17 protein-coding genes and 2 tRNA genes are annotated in these 21,275 nt (G+C 68.4%); 5 read left to right on the top strand and 14 right to left on the bottom strand.

What is annotated here, in order from left to right; translation table 11 throughout:
• The 8 genes from BGP03_RS23325 to BGP03_RS23360 all read right to left on the bottom strand — a co-directional run bounded on the left by BGP03_RS23325 (position 1) and on the right by BGP03_RS23360 (position 9,032).
• Positions 1 to 1,974 (bottom strand): AAA family ATPase, encoded by a 1,974-nt coding sequence (locus tag BGP03_RS23325; protein ID WP_298795974.1) that lies wholly within the window; start codon positions 1,972 to 1,974, stop codon positions 1 to 3.
• Complete coding sequence (locus BGP03_RS23330; protein WP_298795972.1) at positions 1,971 to 2,234, bottom strand: hypothetical protein; 264 nt, start codon at positions 2,232 to 2,234, stop codon at positions 1,971 to 1,973. The genes BGP03_RS23325 and BGP03_RS23330 overlap by 4 nt, the downstream gene beginning before the upstream one ends.
• 2 nt (positions 2,235 to 2,236) lie before the next feature.
• Positions 2,237 to 4,150, bottom strand: a complete 1,914-nt coding sequence (locus tag BGP03_RS23335; protein WP_363094328.1) for a DEAD/DEAH box helicase family protein — start codon at positions 4,148 to 4,150, stop codon at positions 2,237 to 2,239.
• Positions 4,151 to 4,561: 411 nt separating this feature from the next.
• On the bottom strand, positions 4,562 to 5,746 hold the full coding sequence (locus BGP03_RS23340) for a site-specific integrase (RefSeq protein WP_298795970.1): 1,185 nt from the start codon (positions 5,744 to 5,746) through the stop codon (positions 4,562 to 4,564).
• 226 nt (positions 5,747 to 5,972) lie between these two features.
• Positions 5,973 to 6,048 (bottom strand) — tRNA-Arg (locus tag BGP03_RS23345).
• A 46-nt stretch (positions 6,049 to 6,094) separates the two neighbouring features.
• Positions 6,095 to 6,184 (bottom strand) — tRNA-Ser (locus BGP03_RS23350).
• 54 nt (positions 6,185 to 6,238) lie between these two features.
• The gene (locus BGP03_RS23355) at positions 6,239 to 8,203 is read right to left on the bottom strand and encodes an acetoacetate--CoA ligase (RefSeq protein WP_298795968.1); all 1,965 of its coding nucleotides are present in this window, start codon (positions 8,201 to 8,203) and stop codon (positions 6,239 to 6,241) included.
• Positions 8,204 to 8,333: 130 nt separating this feature from the next.
• Positions 8,334 to 9,032 (bottom strand): dienelactone hydrolase family protein, encoded by a 699-nt coding sequence (locus BGP03_RS23360; RefSeq protein ID WP_296374324.1) that lies wholly within the window; start codon positions 9,030 to 9,032, stop codon positions 8,334 to 8,336.
• 59 nt (positions 9,033 to 9,091) lie between these two features.
• Between BGP03_RS23360 and hisC the strand changes: the two genes are divergently transcribed.
• Positions 9,092 to 10,144, top strand: a complete 1,053-nt coding sequence (hisC, locus tag BGP03_RS23365; protein ID WP_296374322.1) for a histidinol-phosphate transaminase — start codon at positions 9,092 to 9,094, stop codon at positions 10,142 to 10,144.
• 20 nt (positions 10,145 to 10,164) lie between these two features.
• On the opposite strand, the gene BGP03_RS23370 is transcribed toward hisC, so the two are convergent.
• The 3 genes from BGP03_RS23370 to BGP03_RS23380 form a co-directional block, all read right to left on the bottom strand.
• Entirely contained in the window at positions 10,165 to 10,932 is a 768-nt protein-coding gene (locus BGP03_RS23370) for a sulfite exporter TauE/SafE family protein (RefSeq protein WP_296374321.1), read from the bottom strand.
• A gap of 203 nt (positions 10,933 to 11,135) precedes the next feature.
• Positions 11,136 to 11,408 carry a GlsB/YeaQ/YmgE family stress response membrane protein gene (locus BGP03_RS23375; protein WP_296374320.1) on the bottom strand — a complete coding sequence of 91 codons (273 nt, stop codon included), beginning with the start codon at positions 11,406 to 11,408 and terminating at the stop codon, positions 11,136 to 11,138.
• 151 nt (positions 11,409 to 11,559) lie between these two features.
• Entirely contained in the window at positions 11,560 to 12,294 is a 735-nt protein-coding gene (locus tag BGP03_RS23380; RefSeq protein ID WP_296374318.1) for a response regulator transcription factor, read from the bottom strand.
• A gap of 363 nt (positions 12,295 to 12,657) precedes the next feature.
• Between BGP03_RS23380 and BGP03_RS23385 the strand changes: the two genes are divergently transcribed.
• Entirely contained in the window at positions 12,658 to 13,629 is a 972-nt protein-coding gene (locus BGP03_RS23385) for a glycoside hydrolase family 16 protein (RefSeq protein WP_296374316.1), read from the top strand.
• Between the two features lie 80 nt (positions 13,630 to 13,709).
• On the opposite strand, the gene BGP03_RS23390 is transcribed toward BGP03_RS23385, so the two are convergent.
• Entirely contained in the window at positions 13,710 to 14,414 is a 705-nt protein-coding gene (locus tag BGP03_RS23390; protein WP_298795965.1) for an IclR family transcriptional regulator C-terminal domain-containing protein, read from the bottom strand.
• 44 nt (positions 14,415 to 14,458) lie between these two features.
• Positions 14,459 to 15,898, bottom strand: a complete 1,440-nt coding sequence (locus BGP03_RS23395) for an APC family permease (RefSeq protein WP_296374313.1) — start codon at positions 15,896 to 15,898, stop codon at positions 14,459 to 14,461.
• Between the two features lie 181 nt (positions 15,899 to 16,079).
• On the opposite strand from BGP03_RS23395, the gene BGP03_RS23400 reads away from it, so the two are divergent.
• Both BGP03_RS23400 and BGP03_RS23405 read left to right on the top strand, forming a co-directional pair.
• Complete coding sequence (locus BGP03_RS23400) at positions 16,080 to 17,480, top strand: APC family permease (protein WP_296374310.1); 1,401 nt, start codon at positions 16,080 to 16,082, stop codon at positions 17,478 to 17,480.
• A gap of 87 nt (positions 17,481 to 17,567) precedes the next feature.
• Positions 17,568 to 19,436 (top strand): primary-amine oxidase, encoded by a 1,869-nt coding sequence (locus tag BGP03_RS23405; protein ID WP_299737487.1) that lies wholly within the window; start codon positions 17,568 to 17,570, stop codon positions 19,434 to 19,436.
• Here BGP03_RS23405 and BGP03_RS23410 read toward each other — a convergent pair.
• Entirely contained in the window at positions 19,433 to 20,344 is a 912-nt protein-coding gene (locus tag BGP03_RS23410; protein ID WP_296375053.1) for a TIGR03564 family F420-dependent LLM class oxidoreductase, read from the bottom strand. The genes BGP03_RS23405 and BGP03_RS23410 overlap by 4 nt on opposite strands.
• 66 nt (positions 20,345 to 20,410) lie before the next feature.
• Here BGP03_RS23410 and BGP03_RS23415 point away from each other — a divergent pair, with 66 nt between their 5' ends.
• Positions 20,411 to 21,235: a slipin family protein gene (locus BGP03_RS23415; protein WP_296375225.1), complete on the top strand. Its 825-nt coding sequence runs from the start codon at positions 20,411 to 20,413 to the stop codon at positions 21,233 to 21,235.
• The last annotated feature ends 40 nt before the right edge of the window (positions 21,236 to 21,275 follow it).

The raw sequence follows: 21,275 nt of genomic DNA on the forward strand, positions 1-21,275 counted from the left end.
TTACTGCGTCCTCACGATCGTGGCATCTTCCGGATCGTTATTGGGCCGAATGATGCGATAGGCCTGCCCAATTCGATCACCCATTATGCGGTTGGCTTCATCTTCCGTCAGTTCCCCAGACTGCACCAGTAGTATCGCCTGGCTACCTAGATCAGGAACCCACTGTCGTAGTACGTTCGCTCGATGCTCTAGATCGAGGCGCGCAAGCGGGCTGTCAAGAACAACTGGCCCACCTTGTACCGCTGCTCGTTTAAGAGCCCCAATCAGCGACAACGCAATCAGCTGCCGGCCACCTTCACTTGTCCTCATCGATGGTCCCCTACGGCCAACCAGATCTACGCGGTAGTCGTGTCCGATAGTTACGCCATCGTAGCCGCTTGGATCACGAACTAGCCGCATAAACATTGATGATGCCGCGCGCTCGATTTCAGCCCGCGTACTTTCACGATAACGATCGATTGTGCCCGCCACCAGTTCTTGAACGTACTCGAAGAAGAACGCCTCGGCGGCGAGCACTGGCTGATCGCTGCCTAGACGGCGCAACGCGCTAGCTAGGCGGTTCTGGTCAGTTTGCAATTTCAGCTGCGTACCATCGATGACTCTTAGTCGGCCTTCATATGTCTTGATGGTCTGTTCTAGCGCCTCCTGATCTCGACCGAGCTGGCGAATTTGCGCTGCATCGTTGTCCCGAAGGCGATCTTTAATCGTCGCCAGACGACGCTGTCGGTCAAACTGTTCGCGCTGAAGCCGGAACAATTGGGCTTGCTTTTCTTGATACGCGGGAATAGTGGTGGTGTCAAGTAGGGCCCGGATTCGACGTTCCAACGGCAGATCAGGTCCATCGCCAGATTCTTCACGTAAGACCTCAAGGTCTCTCCTCGAGTCTTCCAGCATCCGAACCGTTGCGGCGTCGGCCGGCGGCAAGCCTTGGTTACATGTAGGGCACGTGCCACCCTTTACGCGCTTCTCAAGAAGATCGACACGAGATCGAGCGTCCAGAATGGCGGTCTGCTTCGCGTTAGCAGCGTCATTCTTCGCCACGACGCGATCCAGTGCAGATTCAAGGCGAGCACTCGCAGGGGACAACCACCCGAGAGATAGCACTCGAGCCATGTCGGCGCGGAGACTATCACTATCAGCGTCCGAACCTTTGATTTGAGACTCTAAGGTCTCCATCTCGCGAGCGTCTGCTTTCAGCTCAGAGATCGACGCCATTCGGTCCCGAATCGACTCAAGGTCGATGCGAGCCTTTTGCAATGACTTCGATACTTCTTTCCTATCTTTATCCAGGCCGGCCTGCTGCGACTTTAGTTCCCTGAGTTGGAGGTTCGCCTTATCTTTGTCGGCCTTATTCTTCAGGGCTTTAGTTTGTCGCTGCAAGACGTCAGTCGTAAGTACAGCGATATCGCGGCCAGCCATTTGAAGAGCTGGGATACCTAATACGCTTTCAATGCTGTCCTTGAGCAGGTCGCGTTCTCGATCCGAGTTGAGCCGATCGTAGAATTCTCGCAATAGTTCACCGTCGAAGAGAAAGAACTCAGAGATTTGCGGGTGAAGTAGCCTTGCTATTTCGGCCTCAACCGCAGCTGCCTGAATCACAGTCGTGCCGACGCGCAAATCGACGGAAGTTCGCGGCGCAGAGAGGTTCTCAAAATTGGCAGTTCGGGTCAAATGATGCGGGATTCCATCAGCAGAAAATTTGATGTCGACCTGCATATCTAAGTCGCCGTCGGATGCTGCAGGCCGATTCAAGTATTCACTTAGGCCTCGGGCTGACTGTTCGGCAGTTTTGTTAGCCTCTGGGCTGCCATAAAGACACCACCGCAATGCCCGAAAAATGCTTGTTTTGCCAAGTGTATTTTCGCCGTGGACAACAACGATTGGCCTGTCGTCGGCAGTGGTTAAGTCGACGTTGTCTACCTTGCGGTACGGACCAAAGTTCGTCAGGCTGACGCCTTCGAATCTTAGGCTCATTTCTCTAGCTCCAATCGGCCTAGAATTCTCTGACTGATCTGCTCTTGCATCGAGTTGAGCTCGCGTTTAAATTTGGAACGGTCGTCATCAAATTGGTGACGCCAAGCGAGTGCGATCAGTGCCTCGTAATCTTCCTCGTGGAAGGCGGCGGCCGCCGCGCCAAACCTTCTCCGCATCTCTCCTCCCGCTGCGACTTCAATCAAGGCCGCTAATGCGCCTTGGCGTCCGTGCCCAGCGCTAGTGCTCGGTCCATCGTTCATAGTCAATCTGAATCCTCGCTGTCATCGTCTAGATCATCCGGCAAGCCAATAGGATCGCGGCTCAGCGAGACTATCGCCTTAAGGCGATCCCGAGATGCAGGATTACGCGCCAAGCGTGCGAACTCCAAAGCGCGCTGTGCCTCGCCCTTTGTGAGACCACCCCCAATGGAATCAACGAGGATCAAGTCATGAACCTCGGCACTTACTTTTCCAGTAGATGGCGAGCGTCTCAGGACTCGGCCTCTGCGCTGTATGTACTCCCGCTCAACGGTGGAACTTGCCACTATTAGCGCGTGGTCAGTGACCGGAACGTCGATACCTTCGTCCAAGCAGCGAATAGCGACTACGATTCCACCATGATCGCGGAGGCTATCGAGTACGGCGCTACGCTCGCTCCTCATCCCGGCATAGAACTCTAGAACTGGCAGACCCGCATCTAGGCACTCTTGCGATACTGCTCTCATCTGATTGATATCGTCACAGTAGACGAGCCAGCGGTCGCCTTCGCGATATTCGGAGCGCAGAATTTGAACAGCGGCCGGAATCTTCTTCCGGGCTTGCTTCAGCACCCTTGCACGTCGTATCAGTTGCATACGTAGAGGACTGTCAGGATCATCTACGGACGCTCCTCGTGCCATCAGGTGGCGAATCTTGTCGCTAATCTGTTCGTAGAGTAGAGTTTCATCACCCTCAAGCTCTACTTCGTGCAATCTGTAGTCGTACGGCACTAGCAGGTCCAACATCAGAGCCTCGGCCAGGCCAATTGTTGGGTTCAACACCTCCCCAAAGAATTCCAGGAGGCGGTCCGTGCCGTTGGGGTCAAACTGTCGACGAAATGTGGCGCTCAGCCCTAGCGTCGCACCGCTCTCAACTGACTCCAATGCTGGCAAGACTCGCCGGCTGCCAGCTCGGTGCATCTCGTCAGTAACGACCAGCAAATGCTGACCACCGCGAAGCCTCTTTTGAAAATCTGGGCTAGCAAACGTTTTGTTCGTTACAACTACAACTCGCTGAGCTGTCCCTGCATTCTCACGCGTCGTAAACAGGGGTAGCATGGCCAACCAGTTGCTCTTGCTGTGACCACCGCCGGCTGGCAGTATTTGTGCATCGGGAAGCTCTTGTTCAATTTCGCGAATCCACTGTTCATGCAGGTCTTGCCCGGGAACCATCACGATCGACGCCCCACCGTTGGCTGCCCAACGTCTAATCCCGTCAATCGCTGTAAGCGTTTTCCCTGCGCCGGTCGCGAAATTTACGATTCCCCTGTGGTTATGTGTCTCCCAGTCCGCAAGGACCCGCCTCTGATGTTCCATCAATGGGCGGCTTCTCGGATCGTCTCGTGGTCGCTGGCGGAGACTCCGCACCTGATCGACTGCGTAGTCCAAGTCGGATTCAGATATTGCGATAAGCTGCTCACGGGTAACGTCTTCCAAGTACGCTACCTGAACTCCTGGTTCTTGCCCTCTCCACATCTGCGAGAAGTTGTCATTATGGCCGCGCGTCCGTAGCAGCTCGGATTCATTCTTCCAGCTGCAGAATGTCTCGAACGACTCATGGTTAAGGCCCCATGCGCGCCATGTCTCATTCGCGCTTCCGGTGAAGGATACTCGTTTACCTTCGTCGTCTTCGAATATCCCCAGCTTGTCGTGGAAGATGCCATTCGGATCATCGGCGAAGGCTATACGTACGTCGATGATGCCGTTCGCAACGAGGGTCCCTAGTAGCCTTGTAGCTGGGACAGCCTGTGGATTCCGCAGTAGCATCTCGAGATCGTCACGTACGGTCTGCTGCGCCCATCTGCTTACTTCATCAGCAGACTTCATTGCCTCGAAGTCGCCGGTCGATAGCGCCGGAGAACAGATCAGACGCATACGCCCGCCGCGTCGAACGAAATCCGAGAATGCGATTGCGAGCACCTGGTATAGCGTGCTTGAAAAGTATCCTACGGCGCGATCGTACCGCAACGACTCTTGTAGACACGGCACGTAGAACTCATCAATTAGAGAATTCCGGCCCGAGCGGTATGACGTCTCCAGATCGAGGTCACGCAGCACTCGTTCGACCCCTCGGTCGGCAGCTACCGGCGAGGCTGGCCTTCTGGCCTACAGCCTTGCTCCATCGTGGCATCTCGAGCGCGCCTGAGGGTGACATCCAGCAGAGTGTAGGGCTGTCACGGTGTGTGATCCATGCCTCGCTGAGTCACGCACATCGATCGCCCGTGCGGTCGGCAGTGCGTGCCCCGTCAGTGCCTCTGATCTCGCCCTCGGTACTGCGGCTTGCGTGTTGCCACGCAGCCATCGGCTACGACCTCCTCTGCGTCGGGCACGTCACGGGTTCGGCAACCCCGGGCGGACCGGCATCCGAGAGCCGATCGTGCTGGCTGCGGACCGGTCAGCAGATCCGACCCACGCTGCGTAGTGACGCAAGGTTGTCGTTCCGTCGCCGTGCCCGAGTCGGCCAGCCACAGTTCGGAGATCGACTCCCGCAGTTAGCAACTCGGTTGCGGAATAGTGGCGGAGCTCCTTGAGTACCGTATCGATACCGAGTTTGGCTACCAGCCGGCCGTATCGCCGAGTCAGCGATGCAGGGTCGCGCGGCTGACTGTGGTCGGTCTTCGCCGAGAACACCCAAGTCCGATCGGTCAGCGATCCGCCAAGGAGTCGCAGCTTCTGACCCGTGTTCTCTTTGTGCCGTCGTAGGAGGTCGACCGTCGATGCATCGATCGAGACCCTCCGCATCTGGTGCGTCTTGGTGTCCTTGACAACCATCCCATCGGCTGTCCGCACGTAGTTTTCGTCGAGGCGCACAACGCCGACCGCGAGGTCGATGTCCTCCCACTGCAGCGCGACAACCTCGCCGCGGCGCGCGCCGAGTACAGCGGACAGCCAGATGAAGAGACCCCACTCGGCGTCGGCAGCCCATGCCGCCTGGACGATCCGTGCCATCTGCTCGCTTGTCGGGGGTTTCGGCTGTGGTCGAGGCTTGATCGGCGGCCGGACCGACGGCATTGGGTTGAAGGCGATCCAGCCCCAGCGGACGGCAGCGGAGCAGGCGCCGGACAAGATCGCGTGGATCGACCGAACGCTCGAGGCCGCGTAGGGCTTGCACTTGTGTCGCGTGCAGCCGGCGCCGATGCAGTCGTGCGAGCCCTCCTGGGCGTGCCTCTCGATGGAGGGCCGGCCGTTGCAGAGGGCCCGGCACCGGCGGAGGTGGGCGTACCACGGCTCGAGCCTCTGCGCGGCCTCACGCACGAACAACATGAGCGGGACGTCCGCGAGCTTTGGCTCGATGTAGATCCGGATCTGGGCGTCGTACGTCATGCGTGTCGTCGGATCGATCTCGTGCTGGGCCATCCAGCGCTCCACGAGCGCGCCGACGGTCGCGCGAGTCCGGGCGACCTTGAGATCGTCGGCGTCGGCCAGGAGGCGTGTACGGAGCTTCTCAGCCTCCTTGTAGGCCGCCCGCTCTGCGCGCTCACCAGTGCCGTCGATCGGCACGCTCTCGACAAGCACGATCCGCTCGCCCGTGGACGGATCCTCGCCCGCTGAGACTCGAACCTCCCAGCACCGCGCCCGCCGGCGGATGCTCCCGCGTTGCCTCGCGACGGAGGCGCCCCCTCGATCTGCCACGAACGGAAGCTAGCAACGTTCGTGGACCGGTTCGTGGACCGAGATCAACAGTGAATCCCAGCAAGATCACAGGCCCTGACCGTTCATGCTGGTCAGGGCCTGTTTTGCGTGGTGCGCCCGAAGGGATTCGAACCCCTAACCTTCTGATCCGTAGTCAGATGCTCTATCCGTTGAGCTACGGGCGCCTACTCTTCAGTTGTACCGGTGCAGCCTAGCAAGGCCGTTCCAGCGCGGAGGCTCCGGGATTTGAACCCGGGATGGGGGGTAACCCCAAACCGCATTAGCAGTGCGGCGCCATAGACCAGACTAGGCGAAGCCTCCCGAAGCCTTGCGGCCCCCTGCGTCGTAAAGGTTACACAGGCCCGTCCAGCGGGTTCACGACCCCCCGGGTGCGAGCGCCAGGAAGGGGTCGAGGGCGTCCGGGTTCTGCAGCGCGCCCCTGCTCACGGCCTTGTCCGGCGCCACCCCCGCCAGGATCTTCTTCACCGGCACCTCGCACTTCTTGCCGCTCAGCGTGCGCGGGACCGCCTCGACGACGACGAACCGGTCGGGCACGTGCCGCGGCGACAGCTCGCTGCGCAACGCCTTGCGCAGCAGGGGCTCCACCTCCTCCAGCGACGCGCCCGGGGCGAGCACGAGGAAGCACAACAGGGCGCCCTCCTCCTTCGCGCCGAGCTCGGTGGTGTCGATCACCAGCGAGTCGACGATCTGCTCGAAGCCCTCGACGACGGAGTAGAAGTCCGCGGTGCCCATGCGGACGCCACCGCGGTTGAGCGTGGAGTCGCTGCGCCCGTAGATCACGTACGAGCCGCGCGGGGTGCGGCGCACCCAATCGCCGTGGCGCCACACGCCCGGGTAGTCCTCGAAGTACGCCTCGCGCAGGCGGGTGCCGTCCGGGTCGTTCCAGAACATCACGGGCATCGACGGTGTGGGCTTGGTGATCACCAGCTCCCCCACCTCGTCGAGGAGCTCCTTGCCGGCCTCGTCGTAGGCGACGACGTCCGCGCCCAGGGCCGCGCAGGAGATCTCGCCGAGCCACACCGGCACGGTCGGGGACGAGCCGACGAACGCCGCGCACACGTCGGTGCCGCCGGAGACCGAGCAGATCTGGATCGACCCGCCCACGGCGTCACCGATCCAGCGGAACCCCTCCTCCGACAGCGGCGAGCCCGTGGAGCCGATCGCGCGTATGGCGGAGAGGTCGAACTGGTCGCGGGGGCGCAGGCCCGCCTTGAGCGAGCTCTGGACGTAGGGCGCCGACACCCCGAAGTAGGTGACGCGGTGCCGCTCGGCGAGCTTCCACAGCGTGCCGAGGTCGGGATAGCCGGGGTTGCCGTCGAACAGGACGATTGTCGATCCGACGAGAAGTCCGCCGATCAGCAGGTTCCACATCATCCAGCCGGTGGTGGTGAACCAGAAGAACCGCTCGCCGGGCCCGAGCTCCATCTGCAGCCGCAGGGCCTTCATGTGCTCGAGGACGATGCCGCCGTGGCCGTGGACGATGCCCTTGGGCAGTCCCGTGGTGCCCGACGAGTAGAGCACCCACAGCGGGTGGTCGAACGGCACCGGCTCGAACGCCAGCGGCGCGTGCCCGGCGGTGAACTCCGCCCACGGCGTGGTGTCGTCCAGCGTGGCGTCCTCGTCGAGGTACGGGACGAGGACGGTCTGGCGCAGCGTGGGGAGCTGCGCCTGCAGCGCCGTCACGTTCGGGCGGATGTCGTAGCACTTCCCGCCGTAGACGTACCCGTCGACGGCCACGAGCACCATCGGCTCGATCTGGGCGAAGCGGTCGTGGACGGCGCGGATGCCGAAGTCCGGGGAGCACGACGACCAGATCGCCCCGAGGCTCGCCGCGGCCAGGAACGCCACGAGCGTCTCGGTGCAGTTGGGGGCCAGCGCGACGACGCGGTCGCCCTTCCCGACCCCGGCGCGGACCAGCCCGGCGCGGGCGCGACCGACGGCGTCGCGCAGCTCGGCGTGGGTGACGGTGCGCTCCAGGCCGTCCTCGCGGGCGTACAGCAGCGCGATGTCGGCGTCCTCGCGGCCGGGGCCGGGCGTCAGCGCGTGCTCGGCGTAGTTGAGCGTGGCGCCGGGGAACCACTCCGCGCCGGGCATCTCCCGCGACCCCAGCGTCGCCGTGGGCGGCGTGCTGAAGCGCATCCCGAGGAACTCCGCGGCCGCCGCCCAGAAGGCGTCGAGGTCGGACACCGACCAGGCGTGCAGCGCCGCGTAGTCCGACGTGTCGACGCCGTGGCGCTCGTGCGCCCAGGCGGCGAACTCCGCCATCGGGCCGGCCTGATCGGCGGCGGGGACCCACAGGACGTCGGGGGTATCGGCCATGCCGCCAGCATGCAATCCCGGAGCACCAGGCGCCAGGGCCACGCGCGGACGTCACGAACGTGGCGCGCCGACTCGCGCACGGAAAACCGCCGACTCGCGCACCCGAAAGCGCCGACTCGCGGGTGGGACGTCAGCGGAGGTGGCTGTCGAACCAGTTCAACGTGCGCTGCCAGGCGTCGGCGGCCGTGTCGGGATCGTCGTCGAAGCGGTTCTCCTTGCGGGGGTAGACCACCACGTCCGTGGCCACCTCCGACGCCGACGCGGCGGCGCGCAGCCGGTCGATCTCCGGGTCGGTCCCGCCGTCGGCGGTCTCGCCGTAGATGCCCAGCCACGGGCAGGTGAGGCCCTTCGCCGCGTCGACCAGCGACGTGATCCGCGCCGTGGGGACGGCACCGACGTGGTCGCCGGCCACCGTGACGGCGGCACCGAGCGTGCGGTTGGCGGCCACCAGCAGGGCGACGGAACCGCCCAGGTCGAACCCGATGACGCCCATCCGGTCGGCGCTCACGTCGCGGTCGGCCAGCCAGCCGAACGCCGTGTCGGTGTCGGCCATGACCTGCTCGCCGTCGAGCCGGTCGACCTGTTCCTGGACCTGCCCGTCGTCGCCGGCCAGCTCGTCCGTGCCGTCGCGGTGGTAGAGATGGGGAGCCACGACGAGCCAGCCGTCGCCCGCCAGGCCGCCGACCAGGCCGCGCACGGCGTCGGTGACGCCTCGGGCCTCGTGCAGCACGACGATCCCCCCGCGGATCGAGCTGACCGGCTCCGCGACGGTGAGGCGCAGGGCGCTGCCGTCCACCAGGGGGACGGTCTCGGTGCGGATCTCGGTCATGGTCACAGCGTGGCACGGCACGTCGACCCCTACAGCGCCGGGCGGCTTAGTCTCACCTCATGACGCTCATCCGCGCCGATCTCGACAGCCTCCCCGCCTACGTGCCGGGCCGGGCGATCCCCGGGGCGATCAAGCTGGCCAGCAACGAGGTGCCGCTCCCCCCGTCCGCGCCGGTGCTCGCCGCCATCGCCGAGGCCGCCGCGGCCGGCAACCGCTACCCCGACCTCGCCGCCGTCGGCCTGACCGAACGCATCGCGCGGTCGCTGGGCGTCGACCCGTCGGCCATCGCCGTCGGCTGCGGGTCGGTGAGCATCTGCCAGCAGCTCGTGCAGATCTCGTGCTTCGAGCCCTCCGACGAGGTGGTCTTCGCGTGGCGCTCGTTCGAGGCCTACCCGATCGTCACGCAGATCGGGGGCGCCACGGCCGTCACCGTGCCGCTGGACGGCGACTTCCGCCACGACCTCGACGCGATGGCCGCGGCGGTCACCCCCCGCACCCGGCTGATCATGGTGTGCAGCCCCAACAACCCGACGGGCACGGTGGTCACGCGCGCGGAGCTGGAGCGGTTCCTCGCCGCCGTGGGTCCGGACGTGCTCGTCGCGCTGGACGAGGCCTACCACGAGTACGTCACCGATCCCGACGCCGCCGACGGGCTGTCCGTGCTCGACGCCCACCCCAACCTGGTGGTGCTGCGCACGTTCTCCAAGGCCTACCGGCTGGCGGCGCTGCGCGTCGGATACGCCGTGGCCACGCCGGAGATCGCGACGGCGCTGCGCAAGGTCTGCGCCCCGTTCAGCGTCAGCACCCTGGCCCAGGCCGGGGCCGTCGCGGCGCTGGACGACGCCGAGAACCTGCTGGCCGCGTGCGCCGAGGTGGTCGCCGAGCGGGTCCGGGTGCGCGACGCGCTGGTGGCGGCCGGTTACACCGTGCCGCCGACGCAGTCGAACTTCGTCTGGCTCTCCCTGGGCGAGCGCACGGCCGCCTTCGCGGCGCACTGCCTGGAGCACAAGGTGATCGTGCGCCCGTTCCATCCCGACGGCGTGCGCGTCACGGTCTCCTCCCCCGCGGAGAACGACGCGTTCCTCGAGGCGGCCGGCACCTTCGAGCGGTAGTGCGGCGACCGCGTCGGCACTCAGCCGTGCAGGGCGAGGTAGGGGGCCAGGGCCAGCAGCGTGACGACCATCGCGTACTTCAGGCTGCGCCCGGGCAGGGCGTGGGCGATCTTCCAGCCGATCAGCACGCCGGCCAGCTCGGGGACCCCCACCAGCACGGCCAGCGGCCAGTCGACGGCGCCGGACAGGACGTAGCCCGCGGTGCCGACGCCAGCGATGACGACCGACTGGGCCTGGGCGGCGGCGAGGGACTCGAGCACCGGGACGTCGAGCGCGACGAGCAGGGGTACGGTGAGCATCGGTCCTCCGACACCGACGATCCCACTCACCATGGCCACCGCCACACCCAGGGGGACCACCACGCTCGCCGGGGGGTGCGCACGGGTGACGGTGGGCCGGTGACGCTCGCGGAACCACACCAGCGCGGCCACGAGCGCCAGGACGATCCCCAGCACCACGCCGAACGTCCGTCTCGACACCACGGTGTTGACCAGCACGCCCACCGGGGTTCCGAGCACGGCACAGCCGGCCAGGAGCAGCGCCGTGCGGCGGGTCGCGGGATCGCGCAACTGCCCGGAGCGGGTGTAGACGGCGGTTCCCAGTGCGCCGGTGGCGACGTGCGTGACGATGGCCGTGCCGGCCACCGCGGCCGGGGGGAGGTCCGTCAGCGCGAACAGGCCGATCGTCGGCAGCACACCGCCCGGCCCGACGGCGGTGATCCCGATCCCGCCCACCAGCCCGAGCACTCCCAGCAGGGCGAGCACCGGGATGGCCGGCCCGGCCGTCACCGGGGCCCCGCGTGTGCGGGGTGCGGTCGTGGTCCCGGTCGCGTCGCCATGAGAGCACGCTGCACCGTGCGGTGCCGCCGCGCGACCGCGGGCCCACCCCACGGTCGCACCGTCGTCCGCCGGTGACCCCCGGCGGATCGCGACGCCGAACAGCCGGGCCCCGCGGTTGCGGGACCCGGCTGTCGGTGTGATCCGGTGAAGCGTCAGCTCCGGACGCCGCGGCGGCCGTAGATGCCGGCCACGACGGTGACGCCGATGGCGGCGACGACGATCTGGATGATCAGCTCGATCCAGTCGATGCCGCGGGTGTCGGCGACGCCGAACAGCCGGGCGATGTAGGTGCCGATGAACGCGGCCACGATGCCGACCACGATCGTCAGCCAGACCGGGATGTTCTGCTTGCCGGGCGCGACGAGGCGCCCGACGAAGCCGAGGATCGCACCGATGATGACGGCCTGGATGATGTTGAGGATCACTGCGGTCTCCCGAGAGGTTGGGCGGACCGAACCCCTCTCGGCCCACGTGCGCACTGGGTAGCACGCAGTGACCGCCCGCGACACGCGACATGGGGCGGTGACACCCGAAGCGTTATCGAGGTGTCGTCACCCGTTCAGCCGATGGGTGGATTCACGCCTCGAGGACGTATCCCTCGCCCCGCACCGTCCGGATCCGTTCCGGGCCGATCTTGCGACGCAGGTAGGAGATGTAGACCTGCACGAGGTTCGCCGACGCCGGCTCCGACCACACCTCGCGGGCGAGCCGCTCGGGCGCCACGACGTCGCCGGGCGTGCCCAGCAGCGCCATCAGCAGCGAGTACTCGGTGGGCGAGAGCGAGACGGGCTGGCCGTCCACGCTCACCTCACCGAACTCGGTGTCGACGGTCAGCTCGCCCTGGCGCAGCACCGTGTTCTCGACGGGCTGCCCCAGACGCAGCCGCAGCCGGATGCGGGCGGCCAGCTCGTCCACGGCGAACGGCCGGACCAGGAAGTCGTCGCGGTCTCCGCGCAGCAGCCCGAGCAGACCCGAGCGGCGTTCGCGCGTGGTCACCGCGATGAGCGGCACGTGCGGCGCCTCCTGCTGGACGGCCGCCAGCACCGCGGACTGGTCGGGGCCGGGCAGCTCGACGTCGAGCACCAGCATCGCCGGATCCCGCGAGCGGACGGCGTCGAGCACGCCGATGCCGTCGGAGATCGGGCTGACGCTGATGCCTTCGGAACGGAGGCTGCGCAGCACGGAAGCCGACGCGGCCGTGGGGGGCAGCGCCAGGAGGACATGATCGTTCGGGGGCACGGACGAACGCATCGACGGCACGGCCGCCAACGGGAACGAGGACGCACCCCCCGGGGGAGCGACGGGGAGCATCGACCGACACCTTGCCGCGTCCCGCGCGGGATAACAATCGGCTAACGGAGCGAATTCACCCGGTTGAGTGGCGCACATGATCGCGAGCTGAGAGACCAACTGGGCCGAACGGAGTACAGCCCTGGTGGATACAGACCGTTCGGGTGCATTCCGGCGCGCCAGAACGACCTGTGGGCGACGACGAGCAACCCGGGCTCTCAGGTTCGGTGATCACACCCCGTGACCTTCCCTAGGGTCTGGGTCATGCGACGGAAATCTTCCGCTGCGGATGGTCTCTCGGAATCCCCCACCGAGTTGATCGAGCGCATCTCGGCTGAGCACGACCTCTCCGGTGACGACACCGGCCGGCACCGTCGTGCCGCCGTGGCGACCACCGGTGGTGCTCACGGGCGCGCTTCGGGCCGCATGCTCACCCGGCGGCTGGCGCCGCTGGCCGTGGGCGCCGTCGTCATGCTGATCGCCGCCACGGTGGCCACGCTGGTCAACCCGCCGCAGGAGGACACCGTCGCCGGGCCTGAGCTGAGCTCGGCCCTCATCCCGAACGACCCGGCACCGGTGGAGATCGCCCCCGCCGCCCCGACGGCCGGCGCCGCTCCCAGCTCCGCCCCCAGCTCCACGCCCAGCGCGGCGCCGACCACGTCGAAGAAGCCGGCCCCGGCCCGCAAGCCCGCCGTGGCGCCCGCCCCGGTCCGCGCGGCCGTGGCCTCGGCCGGCGACGGCGTCCAGGCCGCGGTCAAGCAGGGCTGGACCATGGTCGGCGGCGACGAGTTCAACGGCTCCAGCCTCAACGGCACCTGGGGGCCCTACGACGGCGCGGGCCACAACGGCAACGGCCGCCGCACCCCGGACGCGATCAAGGTCGGTGGTGGCGTCGTCACCATCACGGGCGACTCCGGGGGCAACAGCGGCGGCATGGCCTGGGGCGGCAACCAGACCTACGGCAAGTGGGAGATGCGCGCCAAGTTCCCGAAGGGCGACGGCAACTACCACCCGGTGCTCCTGCTGTGGCCCGAGAGCGGCTGGCCGCCGGAGATCGACTTCGCCGAGACCTCCAGCGACTCCGACCAGGTCGGCTTCTTCCTGCACTACAGCTCCTCCAACCAGCAGGAGAGTGCGACCAAGAACATCGACCTCACCCAGTGGCACAACTACGCCGTGGAGTGGACGAGCAGCAGCGTCACCGGTTACATCGACGGCGTGCAGTGGTTCCAGAACCAGAGCAGCGGGTCGGTCCCCCAGCAGCCGATGCACCCGGTGATCCAGCTCGACAACTTCGGCGGCACCTCGATGCAGACGACGCAGATGATGGTCGACTACATGCGGATCTACAAGTAATCCCCAGACCACTCCGCAGGCACCACCCCGTCCCGCCCGGCGCTCCCCACCGGGCGGGACGGGTCGTTCCGGGATCCGTCTCAGGCCAGGAGCGGAACGAGCCGGTCGGCGTGCTCGTGCAGCAGCGCCACCAGCTCCGTGTTCGGCTCGGCCACCCGCGCCGCCGGGCCGCACAGCGCCAGCCCGGCCACGAGCGCCCCGGTGGCGGGATCGTGCACCGGCACGGCGATGCAGCCCCGGTCGGCCCGCACCTGTCCGCACTGCCGGGCCACCCGCTGCGCGGAGACGACCTCCAGCCGCGCGTCCAGCTCACCCGGGTCGGTGACGGTGTGCTCGGTGAGCGGGCGCAGGTCACGGGCCAGGGCCCGCCAGTCGGGCTGGTCGGCGAGCAACAGCATCCCCAGGGCGGACGCGTGGGGGTGGCGGGCGAGCACGACGTCGTCGCTCGGGGGGTGGTCGGGATCCGGGTCGACGAGCGTGACCTGCCCGGTGCGGAACGACGCCAGGTGCACGCCCCACCGCACCTGCCCGCGCAGGTGCTCCACCACGGCGCGGGCCGCGGCCGGCGGGGTGGGCACGACGGGCAGGGCGAGCCGGGCGGCGCGCCGGCCCAGGGCGAACCCGCGCAGGTCGGGCAGCCGCACCAGGTACTCCTCGCCGACGAGCAGGTTGAGCAGCCGGTAGGTGGTGGCCTGCGGCAGCTTGAGCGCCGCGGAGATCTCCTTCGCCGTGACCCCGGGCCCGGCCGCCACCACCTCCTCCAGCACCGCGAGCGCGCTGCGCACGGCCCGCGGTTAACGGCCCGAGATCGGGAGCGGCTCCAGGGAGCTCACAGCGGTGATCCCTCGTGGCCCCCCAGCACGTCCGCCGTCACCGTCTCGTCGTAGACGCCGATCGCCGCGAGCTGCGCGGACCGCCGCCGGCGCAGCCAGAGCAACCACGCCAGACCGACCACGATCAGCGCCCCGATGGCGAGGGGCACCACCCCGCCCCACGCCGAGACGACGAACGCGACCAGCACCACGAGCAGCACCGGCACGAGCACCGCGGTGACCACGACGGGCACGGGCGTGAGCTCACCGATGCGGCGCAGGAAGAACGGTGCCGCCAGGCAGACCAGCAGGTAGGCCACCAGGTAGCCGACGGTGGCGAGCGTCAGCAGGTCGGCCAGCACCTGCGCGGCGGGCAGGCCGGACGCGAGCAGGGCCACCGGCACCACGACCACCACGGGCACCACCACGGCGATGGCGACGTGCGGGATCTGCCGGCGCGGATGGGTGGCCCCGAGCGCGGCGGGGGCGATGCCGTCGCGGGCCATCGAGAACACGACGCGGACCAGCGCGTTGAGCGTCGCGAGCGCGCAGGCGGCGAACGACAGGGCGATGCCGAGGTCGAGCAGCAGCGCGAGCCACGGCTGGCCCAGCGCGAGGGCGAGCGCGGGCACCGGCTCGTCGACGGTGGCGAGACCGGTGCGGGCGAACCCGGTCATCTGGGTGAACGTGGCGAACAGGTAGAGCACCCCGGCGACGCCGGCCGTCCACTGCACGACGCGGGGAATGGTCCGGAAGGGCCGCCGCGCCTCGACCCCGAGCGCGGTGGCCGCCTCGAACCCGATGAACGCGCTCAGGGCGGGCAGCACGCCGGCCGCGATCCCGCCGACGCCCGATCCCCCGGTGACGGCGGCGGGCACCTGCGGGGTGACGCCCAGGAGCACCACGAACACGACGATCATCAGCATGATCGACACGGCCTCCGCCGCCAGCACCACCCGGGCCGAGAGCCTGACGCGCGCGAGCACCCCGCCCGTGACGAGCGCGCCCAGCACGATCGCGGCGGCCACCAGCACGGTCCCGGACGCCTCGACGCCGAGGCGTCCGAGCAGGGCGTCGACGTAGGTGGCGGAGCCGACGAGGGCCCCCATCACGAGCACGCCGTAGCCGACGAGCAGCGCCATCCCCGACGTGAACGCGGCCGCCGGGCCGAGCCCCTTCGCCGTCAGGCTGTAGAGCGAGCCCGCCACGGCCATCCGGCGGGTGAACCGGCCGATGCACGAGCCGATGAGCAGCGAGACCACCGTCGCGATGACGAACGACCAGATCGTGCCCGAGCCCGCGGTGGTGGCGGCGATCGCCGGGGCGGCCGCCATCGCCGCGGCCGGGGCCGCGCTCGACACCGACTGCGCCAGGACCTCGGGCGGGCCGAGGTGGCGGCGGTCGAGGCCGTGCACGGGCGAGCGGTGACGCAGACCCGACAGTGCCCCATGGCGCATCAGCGCAGGGTAGGGCGGGAACGTTGATGCTGCGTACATCCCGAATGAGAAAACTTCCCGGCCGGTTCCCGCAGGGTGAGAGGGGTCACACCGGCTTTCGCGGGAGCCGGGAAGGGGCGTTGCCCGCGCGGGCCGGCCGGGTGACGGTCACCGGGCCCCATCCCCCACCGGAAGGTCCATCATGACGGACCGCACGCAGCTGAGCGGCTCGCTCGGCGTCGGATCCATCGTCTTCATGGTCGTCGCGGCGGCTGCTCCGCTCACCGTCATCGCGGGCACGGTCCCCCTGGGCATCGCGATCGGCAACGGCCCCGCGTTCCCGGCCACGTTCGCGCTCTCGGCCGCGGTGCTGCTGCTGTTCGCCGTCGGGTTCTGCGCCATGACCCCGCACGTGCCCGGCGCCGGCGCGTTCTACGCCTATGTCGAGCGCGGGCTCGGCCGCGTCACGGGCCTGGGCACGGCGTTCCTCGCCCTCGTCACGTACACCGCCGTGCAGCTCGCGGTGTACGGCTACATCGGTGCGGTGATCGGCGGGCTGGTCCAGAACTACGGCGGCCCGGCGCTGCCGTGGTGGCTGTACTCGGTGGTCGTGCTGGCGATCGTCGCGGTGCTGGGCTACCGGCGCATCGAGCTGTCGAGCCGCGTGCTCGGCGTGCTGCTGGTGTGCGAGGTGGCGATCGTGCTCGCGTTCGACGCCGTCGTCACCGGGCGCGGGGGCCCGGACGGGCCGTCCACCGCGTTCCTGCTGCCCACCCAGATCGGGTCGGGCTCGCTCGGCGTCGCGCTGATGTTCGCCGTGGCCGGGTTCATCGGCTTCGAGGCCACCGCCGTGTTCCGCGACGAGGCGCGCGACCCCGAGCGCACGATCCCCCGCGCCACCTACCTGGCGCTGGTGCTGATCGGCGCGTTCTACACGGTGTCGGGCTGGGCCGTCGTCACGGCGTGGGGGGACGCCGGCGCGGTCACCGCCGCCACCGCCGATCCCGGCGGCATGCTCATCACCACGATCACGAACTACCTCGGCACCGTCGGCGGCGACGTCGCGCAGATCCTGCTGGTCACGAGCCTGTTCGCCGCGATCCTGTCGTTCCACAACGTCCTGGCCCGCTACTTCTTCGCGCTCGGCGGCAGCGGGGCGCTACCTTCGGCGTGGGGGCGCAGCCACGCGCGGCACGGGTCGCCGCACATGGGATCGCTCGTGCAGACGGGCACCGCACTCGTGCTCGTCGCCCTGTTCGCGCTGGTCGGGCTCGATCCCGTCACGCAGGTGTTCGCCTGGATGGCCGGCACCGCCACGCTCGGGGTGCTCGCGCTGATGGCGCTGACCTGCCTCGCCGTGCTGGTCTACTTCCGGCGCACGCAGGTGGACACGCGGCCGTGGCAGACGGTCGGCGCTCCCGCGCTCGGGCTCGTCGGACTGCTGGTGTTCCTCTACCTGACCATCTCCAACTTCCCGACGCTGATCGGTGGCTCCACCGGCCTCGCCGTCGCGATCGGGGCCGTGCTCGTCGTCTTCTTCGCCGCGGGGGCCGCGTGGTCGCGTGCCCGCTCGTCCGCCGCCGTCCCTGCTGTCGCCGTCTAGGAGTGGGCTATGACTCTCGCCGACCACCATCACGACACCAGTCCCAGCCGCCCCACCGGACTCGGTGCGCTCGGCAGACCTGCTGAAGTGCGTACCCATCCGCTCGACATGACCTCCACCGCCGAGGTGGACGCCGTCCGCACCGCGCTCGCCGACGCCGGACTGCTCGGTGAGACCGTCCGGTTCGCATTCTTCGCGCCCGAGGAGCCGCCGAAGTCCGACGTGCTGGCCGCGGCTCCGGTGGACCGCCGGTTCCGCGCCGTCCTGCTCGACCTCGCCACCGGCCGTTCCACCGACAACGTCGTCTCGGCCACGAGCGGCGACGTCGTCAGCACCCGCGAGCTCGACCCGGCCACCGAGGGCCAGCCGCCGATCATCGACGCCGAGTTCGAACTGATCGAGGACATCCTCAACGTCGACGCCGGCTGGCTCGCGGCCCTGGCCGCCCGCGGGATCGAGCCGGCTTCCGTGCGCGCAGTGCCCCTCTCGGCGGGCGTCTACGACTACCCCGGCGAGGTCGGACGGCGCATCGTGCGGGCGTTCGGGTTCCAGCAGGACCACGAGCGCGACCACCCGTGGGCCCACCCGATCGACGGCCTCGTCGCCTACGTCGACCTCACCGCGCGCACCGTCGACCGCGTGATCGACGCCGGGATCACCCCTGTGCCCACGGCGTCGGGCAACTTCGACGACCCCGCCTACGTCGGGCCGGACCGCGAGACACTCAAGCCCATCGAGATCACCCAGCCCGAGGGCCCGTCGTTCACCGTGGAAGGCAACCACCTCACGTGGCAGAACTGGGACCTGCGCTTCGGCTTCAACGAGCGCGAGGGCCTCACCCTGCACCAGATCGGCTTCGACGGCCGCCCGATCGTCTACCGCGCGTCCATCGCGGAGATGGTGGTGCCCTACGCCGACCCGGCGCCGGTCCGGTTCTGGCAGAACTACTTCGACTGCGGCGAGTACATGTTCGCCCGCTACGCCAACTCGCTGAAGCTCGGCTGCGACTGCCTCGGCGAGATCCACTACGCCGACGCCGTGCTCGCCGACGACCTCGGCAACCCGGTCACGATCAGCAACGCGATCTGCATGCACGAGGAGGACTTCGGCGTGCTGTGGAAGCACGCCGACATGTTCGCCGGCAGCGCCGAGACCCGTCGCCAGCGCCGCATGGTGATCTCGTTCTTCACCACCATCGGCAACTACGACTACGGCTTCTACTGGTACCTCTACCTCGACGGCTCCATCGAGCTGGAGGCCAAGCTCACCGGCGTCGTGTTCACCGCGGCCGCGGACTCGGAGTACGCCACGCAGGTGGCGCCCGGCGTGATGGCGCCGTACCACCAGCACCTGTTCTCGGCGCGCCTGGACATGACCGTCGACGGGGTGGGCAACGCCGTCGAGGAGGTGGAGGCCGAGCGCATCCCGATGGGGCCGGGCAACGAGTACGGCAACGCGTTCCGGCAGAAGCGCACGCGGCTGACGTCGGAGTCGCAGGCGCAACGGTCGGCCGACGGCTCCGTGTCGCGGGCCTGGCACATCGTCAACCCGTCGGTGCAGAACTCGCTGGGCGGCACCGTCGGCTACGCCCTGCTGCCCGAGGGCCAGGCCACGCTGCTGGCCGACGACGCCTCGTCGATCCACGACCGCGCGACGTTCGCCACCAGGCACCTGTGGGTCACGCGGTACGACCCGGCCGAGCGCTACCCGGCGGGCGACTTCGTCAACCAGAACCCCGGGGGCGCCGGCCTGCCCGCGTGGGTGGCGGCCGACCGTCCGCTCGACGGGGAGGACGTGGTCGTCTGGCACACGTTCGGCACCACGCACTTCCCCCGCCCGGAGGACTGGCCCGTGATGCCGGTGGAGCACACCGGTTTCCGGCTCAAGCCGGTCGGCTTCTTCGACCGCAACCCCACGCTGGACGTGCCGCCGTCCCGCGGGGGGCACTGCTCCTAGAGGGTGCGGAGGAGGGCGCGGGTGCGGGCCCGCTCCTCCTCCGACGGGCCGAACGGGATGGCCACGAACTCGTCGACGCCCGCGTCGCGCAGCTCGTCGACCCGGTGCGCCACGGTCTTCTCGTCGCCGATGAAGGCGGCGTCCTCGGGACCGGCGAACCCCTCGCGGTCGAGCATCGCGCGGTAGGACGGCAGCTTCCCGTAGATCGCGAACTGCTCGGCGGCCTGCGCACGGGCGGCGTCGACGTCGTCGGTGACGGCCACCGGCAGCGCCGCCACGACCCGGGCCGTGCGGCCGACCTCCGCGGCGGCGTCGCGCAGGGTCGGGCCGATGTGGTCGGCGAGCGTGCGCGGCCCGGTCATCCAGGTGACCGTGCCGGCCGTGCGGCGGCCGGCGAGGCGCAGCATCTGGGGGCCGAGCGCCGCGACGTAGACGTCCGGCGCGGGCGCTCCCGGGATGACGAGGCGCCCGCGCGTGGTCAGCGTCTCCCCCACGGCCGCCGCCTTCTCCCCCGCGAGCAGCGGCAGCAGGCCGTCGAGGAACTCGCCGAGCCGCCGTACCGGGCGGTCCCACGGGATGCCCCACATGCCCTCGGTGACCGGCCGGTGGCTCATCCCGAGACCCAGCGTGAGCCGGCCGCCGGCGATCAGGTTGAGCGTCAGTGCACGCTGCGCCAGCGCCATCGGGTGCTGCAGCTGGATCGGCAGCACCCCGGTGCCGACCTCGATGCCCTCCACCTCGCGGAACGCGACGGCGAGCGTGGTGAGCAGGTCGGGCTCGTGGGGCAGCTGCGCGGTCCACATCCGCGCGAAGCCCTCGTCGCGCATGCGCGACAGCGTCTCGACGTAGGCGTCGACGACCGGGCGGCCGGCGCCGTCGCCCAGGAAACCGAAGATGCTCACCTGCATGCGACCCACCCTGCCACCTCGGCGCGTACCGTCAGAAGGGCATGGTGACGACGGGAGTACGTCATGATCATCGTGGACGTGGTGCTGGGGATCGCCGCCATGGGCGCGGTCTGGTTCGGAGCCGGCTTCCGCGTGATCCGGCAGTTCGAGCGGGGCGTGGTCTTCCGGTTCGGGAAGGTCCGCGACAACGTCCGCGGGCCGGGTCTGATGCGGCTGCAGCCGGGCATGGACAAGATCCGCAAGGTCAACATGCAGATCGTGACGATGCCCGTGCCCGCCCAGGACGGCATCACCCGCGACAACGTGACGGTGCGCGTCGACGCCGTCGTCTACTTCCGGGTGGTGGACCCGGTGCGCGCCGTCGTCGACGTCGAGAACTACATGGCGGCCATCGGCCAGGTCGCGCAGACGTCGTTGCGGTCGATCATCGGCAAGAGCGACCTCGACGACCTGCTGTCCAACCGCGAGCACCTCAACCAGGGCCTCGAGGTGCTCATCGACAGCCCGGCCCTGGGCTGGGGCGTGCACATCGACCGCGTCGAGATCAAGGACGTGGCGCTGCCGGAGTCGATGAAGCGCTCGATGTCGCGGCAGGCCGAGGCCGAGCGCGAACGGCGGGCGCGCGTGATCAGCGCCGACGGCGAGCTGCAGGCGTCGGAGAAGCTGGCGCAGGCCGCGGCGGCGATGTCGGAGCACCCGGCGGCCCTGCAGCTACGGCTGCTGGAGACCGTGGTGCAGGTGGCGTCGGAGAAGAACTCCACGCTGATCCTGCCGTTCCCGGTGGAGCTGCTGCGGTTCCTGGAGGCGGCCACCGACAAGGCCACCCGCGACTCCGGCCACGTCGCTCCCGCCCCGGCCCCGGTCACCGAGAACGGGCACAAGCCCACCTGACCCCGCGAGTCGGCGCTTTCGCGTGCGCGAGTCGGCGCTT

It is taken from the genome of Pseudonocardia sp. 73-21 (assembly GCF_001899645.1).
Taxonomy (GTDB): Bacteria; Actinomycetota; Actinomycetes; order Mycobacteriales; family Pseudonocardiaceae; genus Pseudonocardia.

What these genes read in the sequence shown, in the direction of transcription:
- BGP03_RS23410 (WP_296375053.1), bottom strand. Translation starts at nt 20,344, where the DNA reads ATGCAGGTGAGCATCTTCGGTTTCCTGGGCGACGGCGCCGGCCGCCCG.
- BGP03_RS23325 (WP_298795974.1), bottom strand. Translation starts at nt 1,974, where the DNA reads ATGAGCCTAAGATTCGAAGGCGTCAGCCTGACGAACTTTGGTCCGTAC.
- BGP03_RS23360 (WP_296374324.1), bottom strand. Translation starts at nt 9,032, where the DNA reads ATGACCGAGATCCGCACCGAGACCGTCCCCCTGGTGGACGGCAGCGCC.
- BGP03_RS23395 (WP_296374313.1), bottom strand. Translation starts at nt 15,898, where the DNA reads ATGCGCCATGGGGCACTGTCGGGTCTGCGTCACCGCTCGCCCGTGCAC.
- BGP03_RS23355 (WP_298795968.1), bottom strand. Translation starts at nt 8,203, where the DNA reads ATGGCCGATACCCCCGACGTCCTGTGGGTCCCCGCCGCCGATCAGGCC.
- BGP03_RS23380 (WP_296374318.1), bottom strand. Translation starts at nt 12,294, where the DNA reads ATGCTCCCCGTCGCTCCCCCGGGGGGTGCGTCCTCGTTCCCGTTGGCG.
- hisC (WP_296374322.1), top strand. Translation starts at nt 9,092, where the DNA reads ATGACGCTCATCCGCGCCGATCTCGACAGCCTCCCCGCCTACGTGCCG.
- BGP03_RS23400 (WP_296374310.1), top strand. Translation starts at nt 16,080, where the DNA reads ATGACGGACCGCACGCAGCTGAGCGGCTCGCTCGGCGTCGGATCCATC.
- BGP03_RS23330 (WP_298795972.1), bottom strand. Translation starts at nt 2,234, where the DNA reads ATGAACGATGGACCGAGCACTAGCGCTGGGCACGGACGCCAAGGCGCA.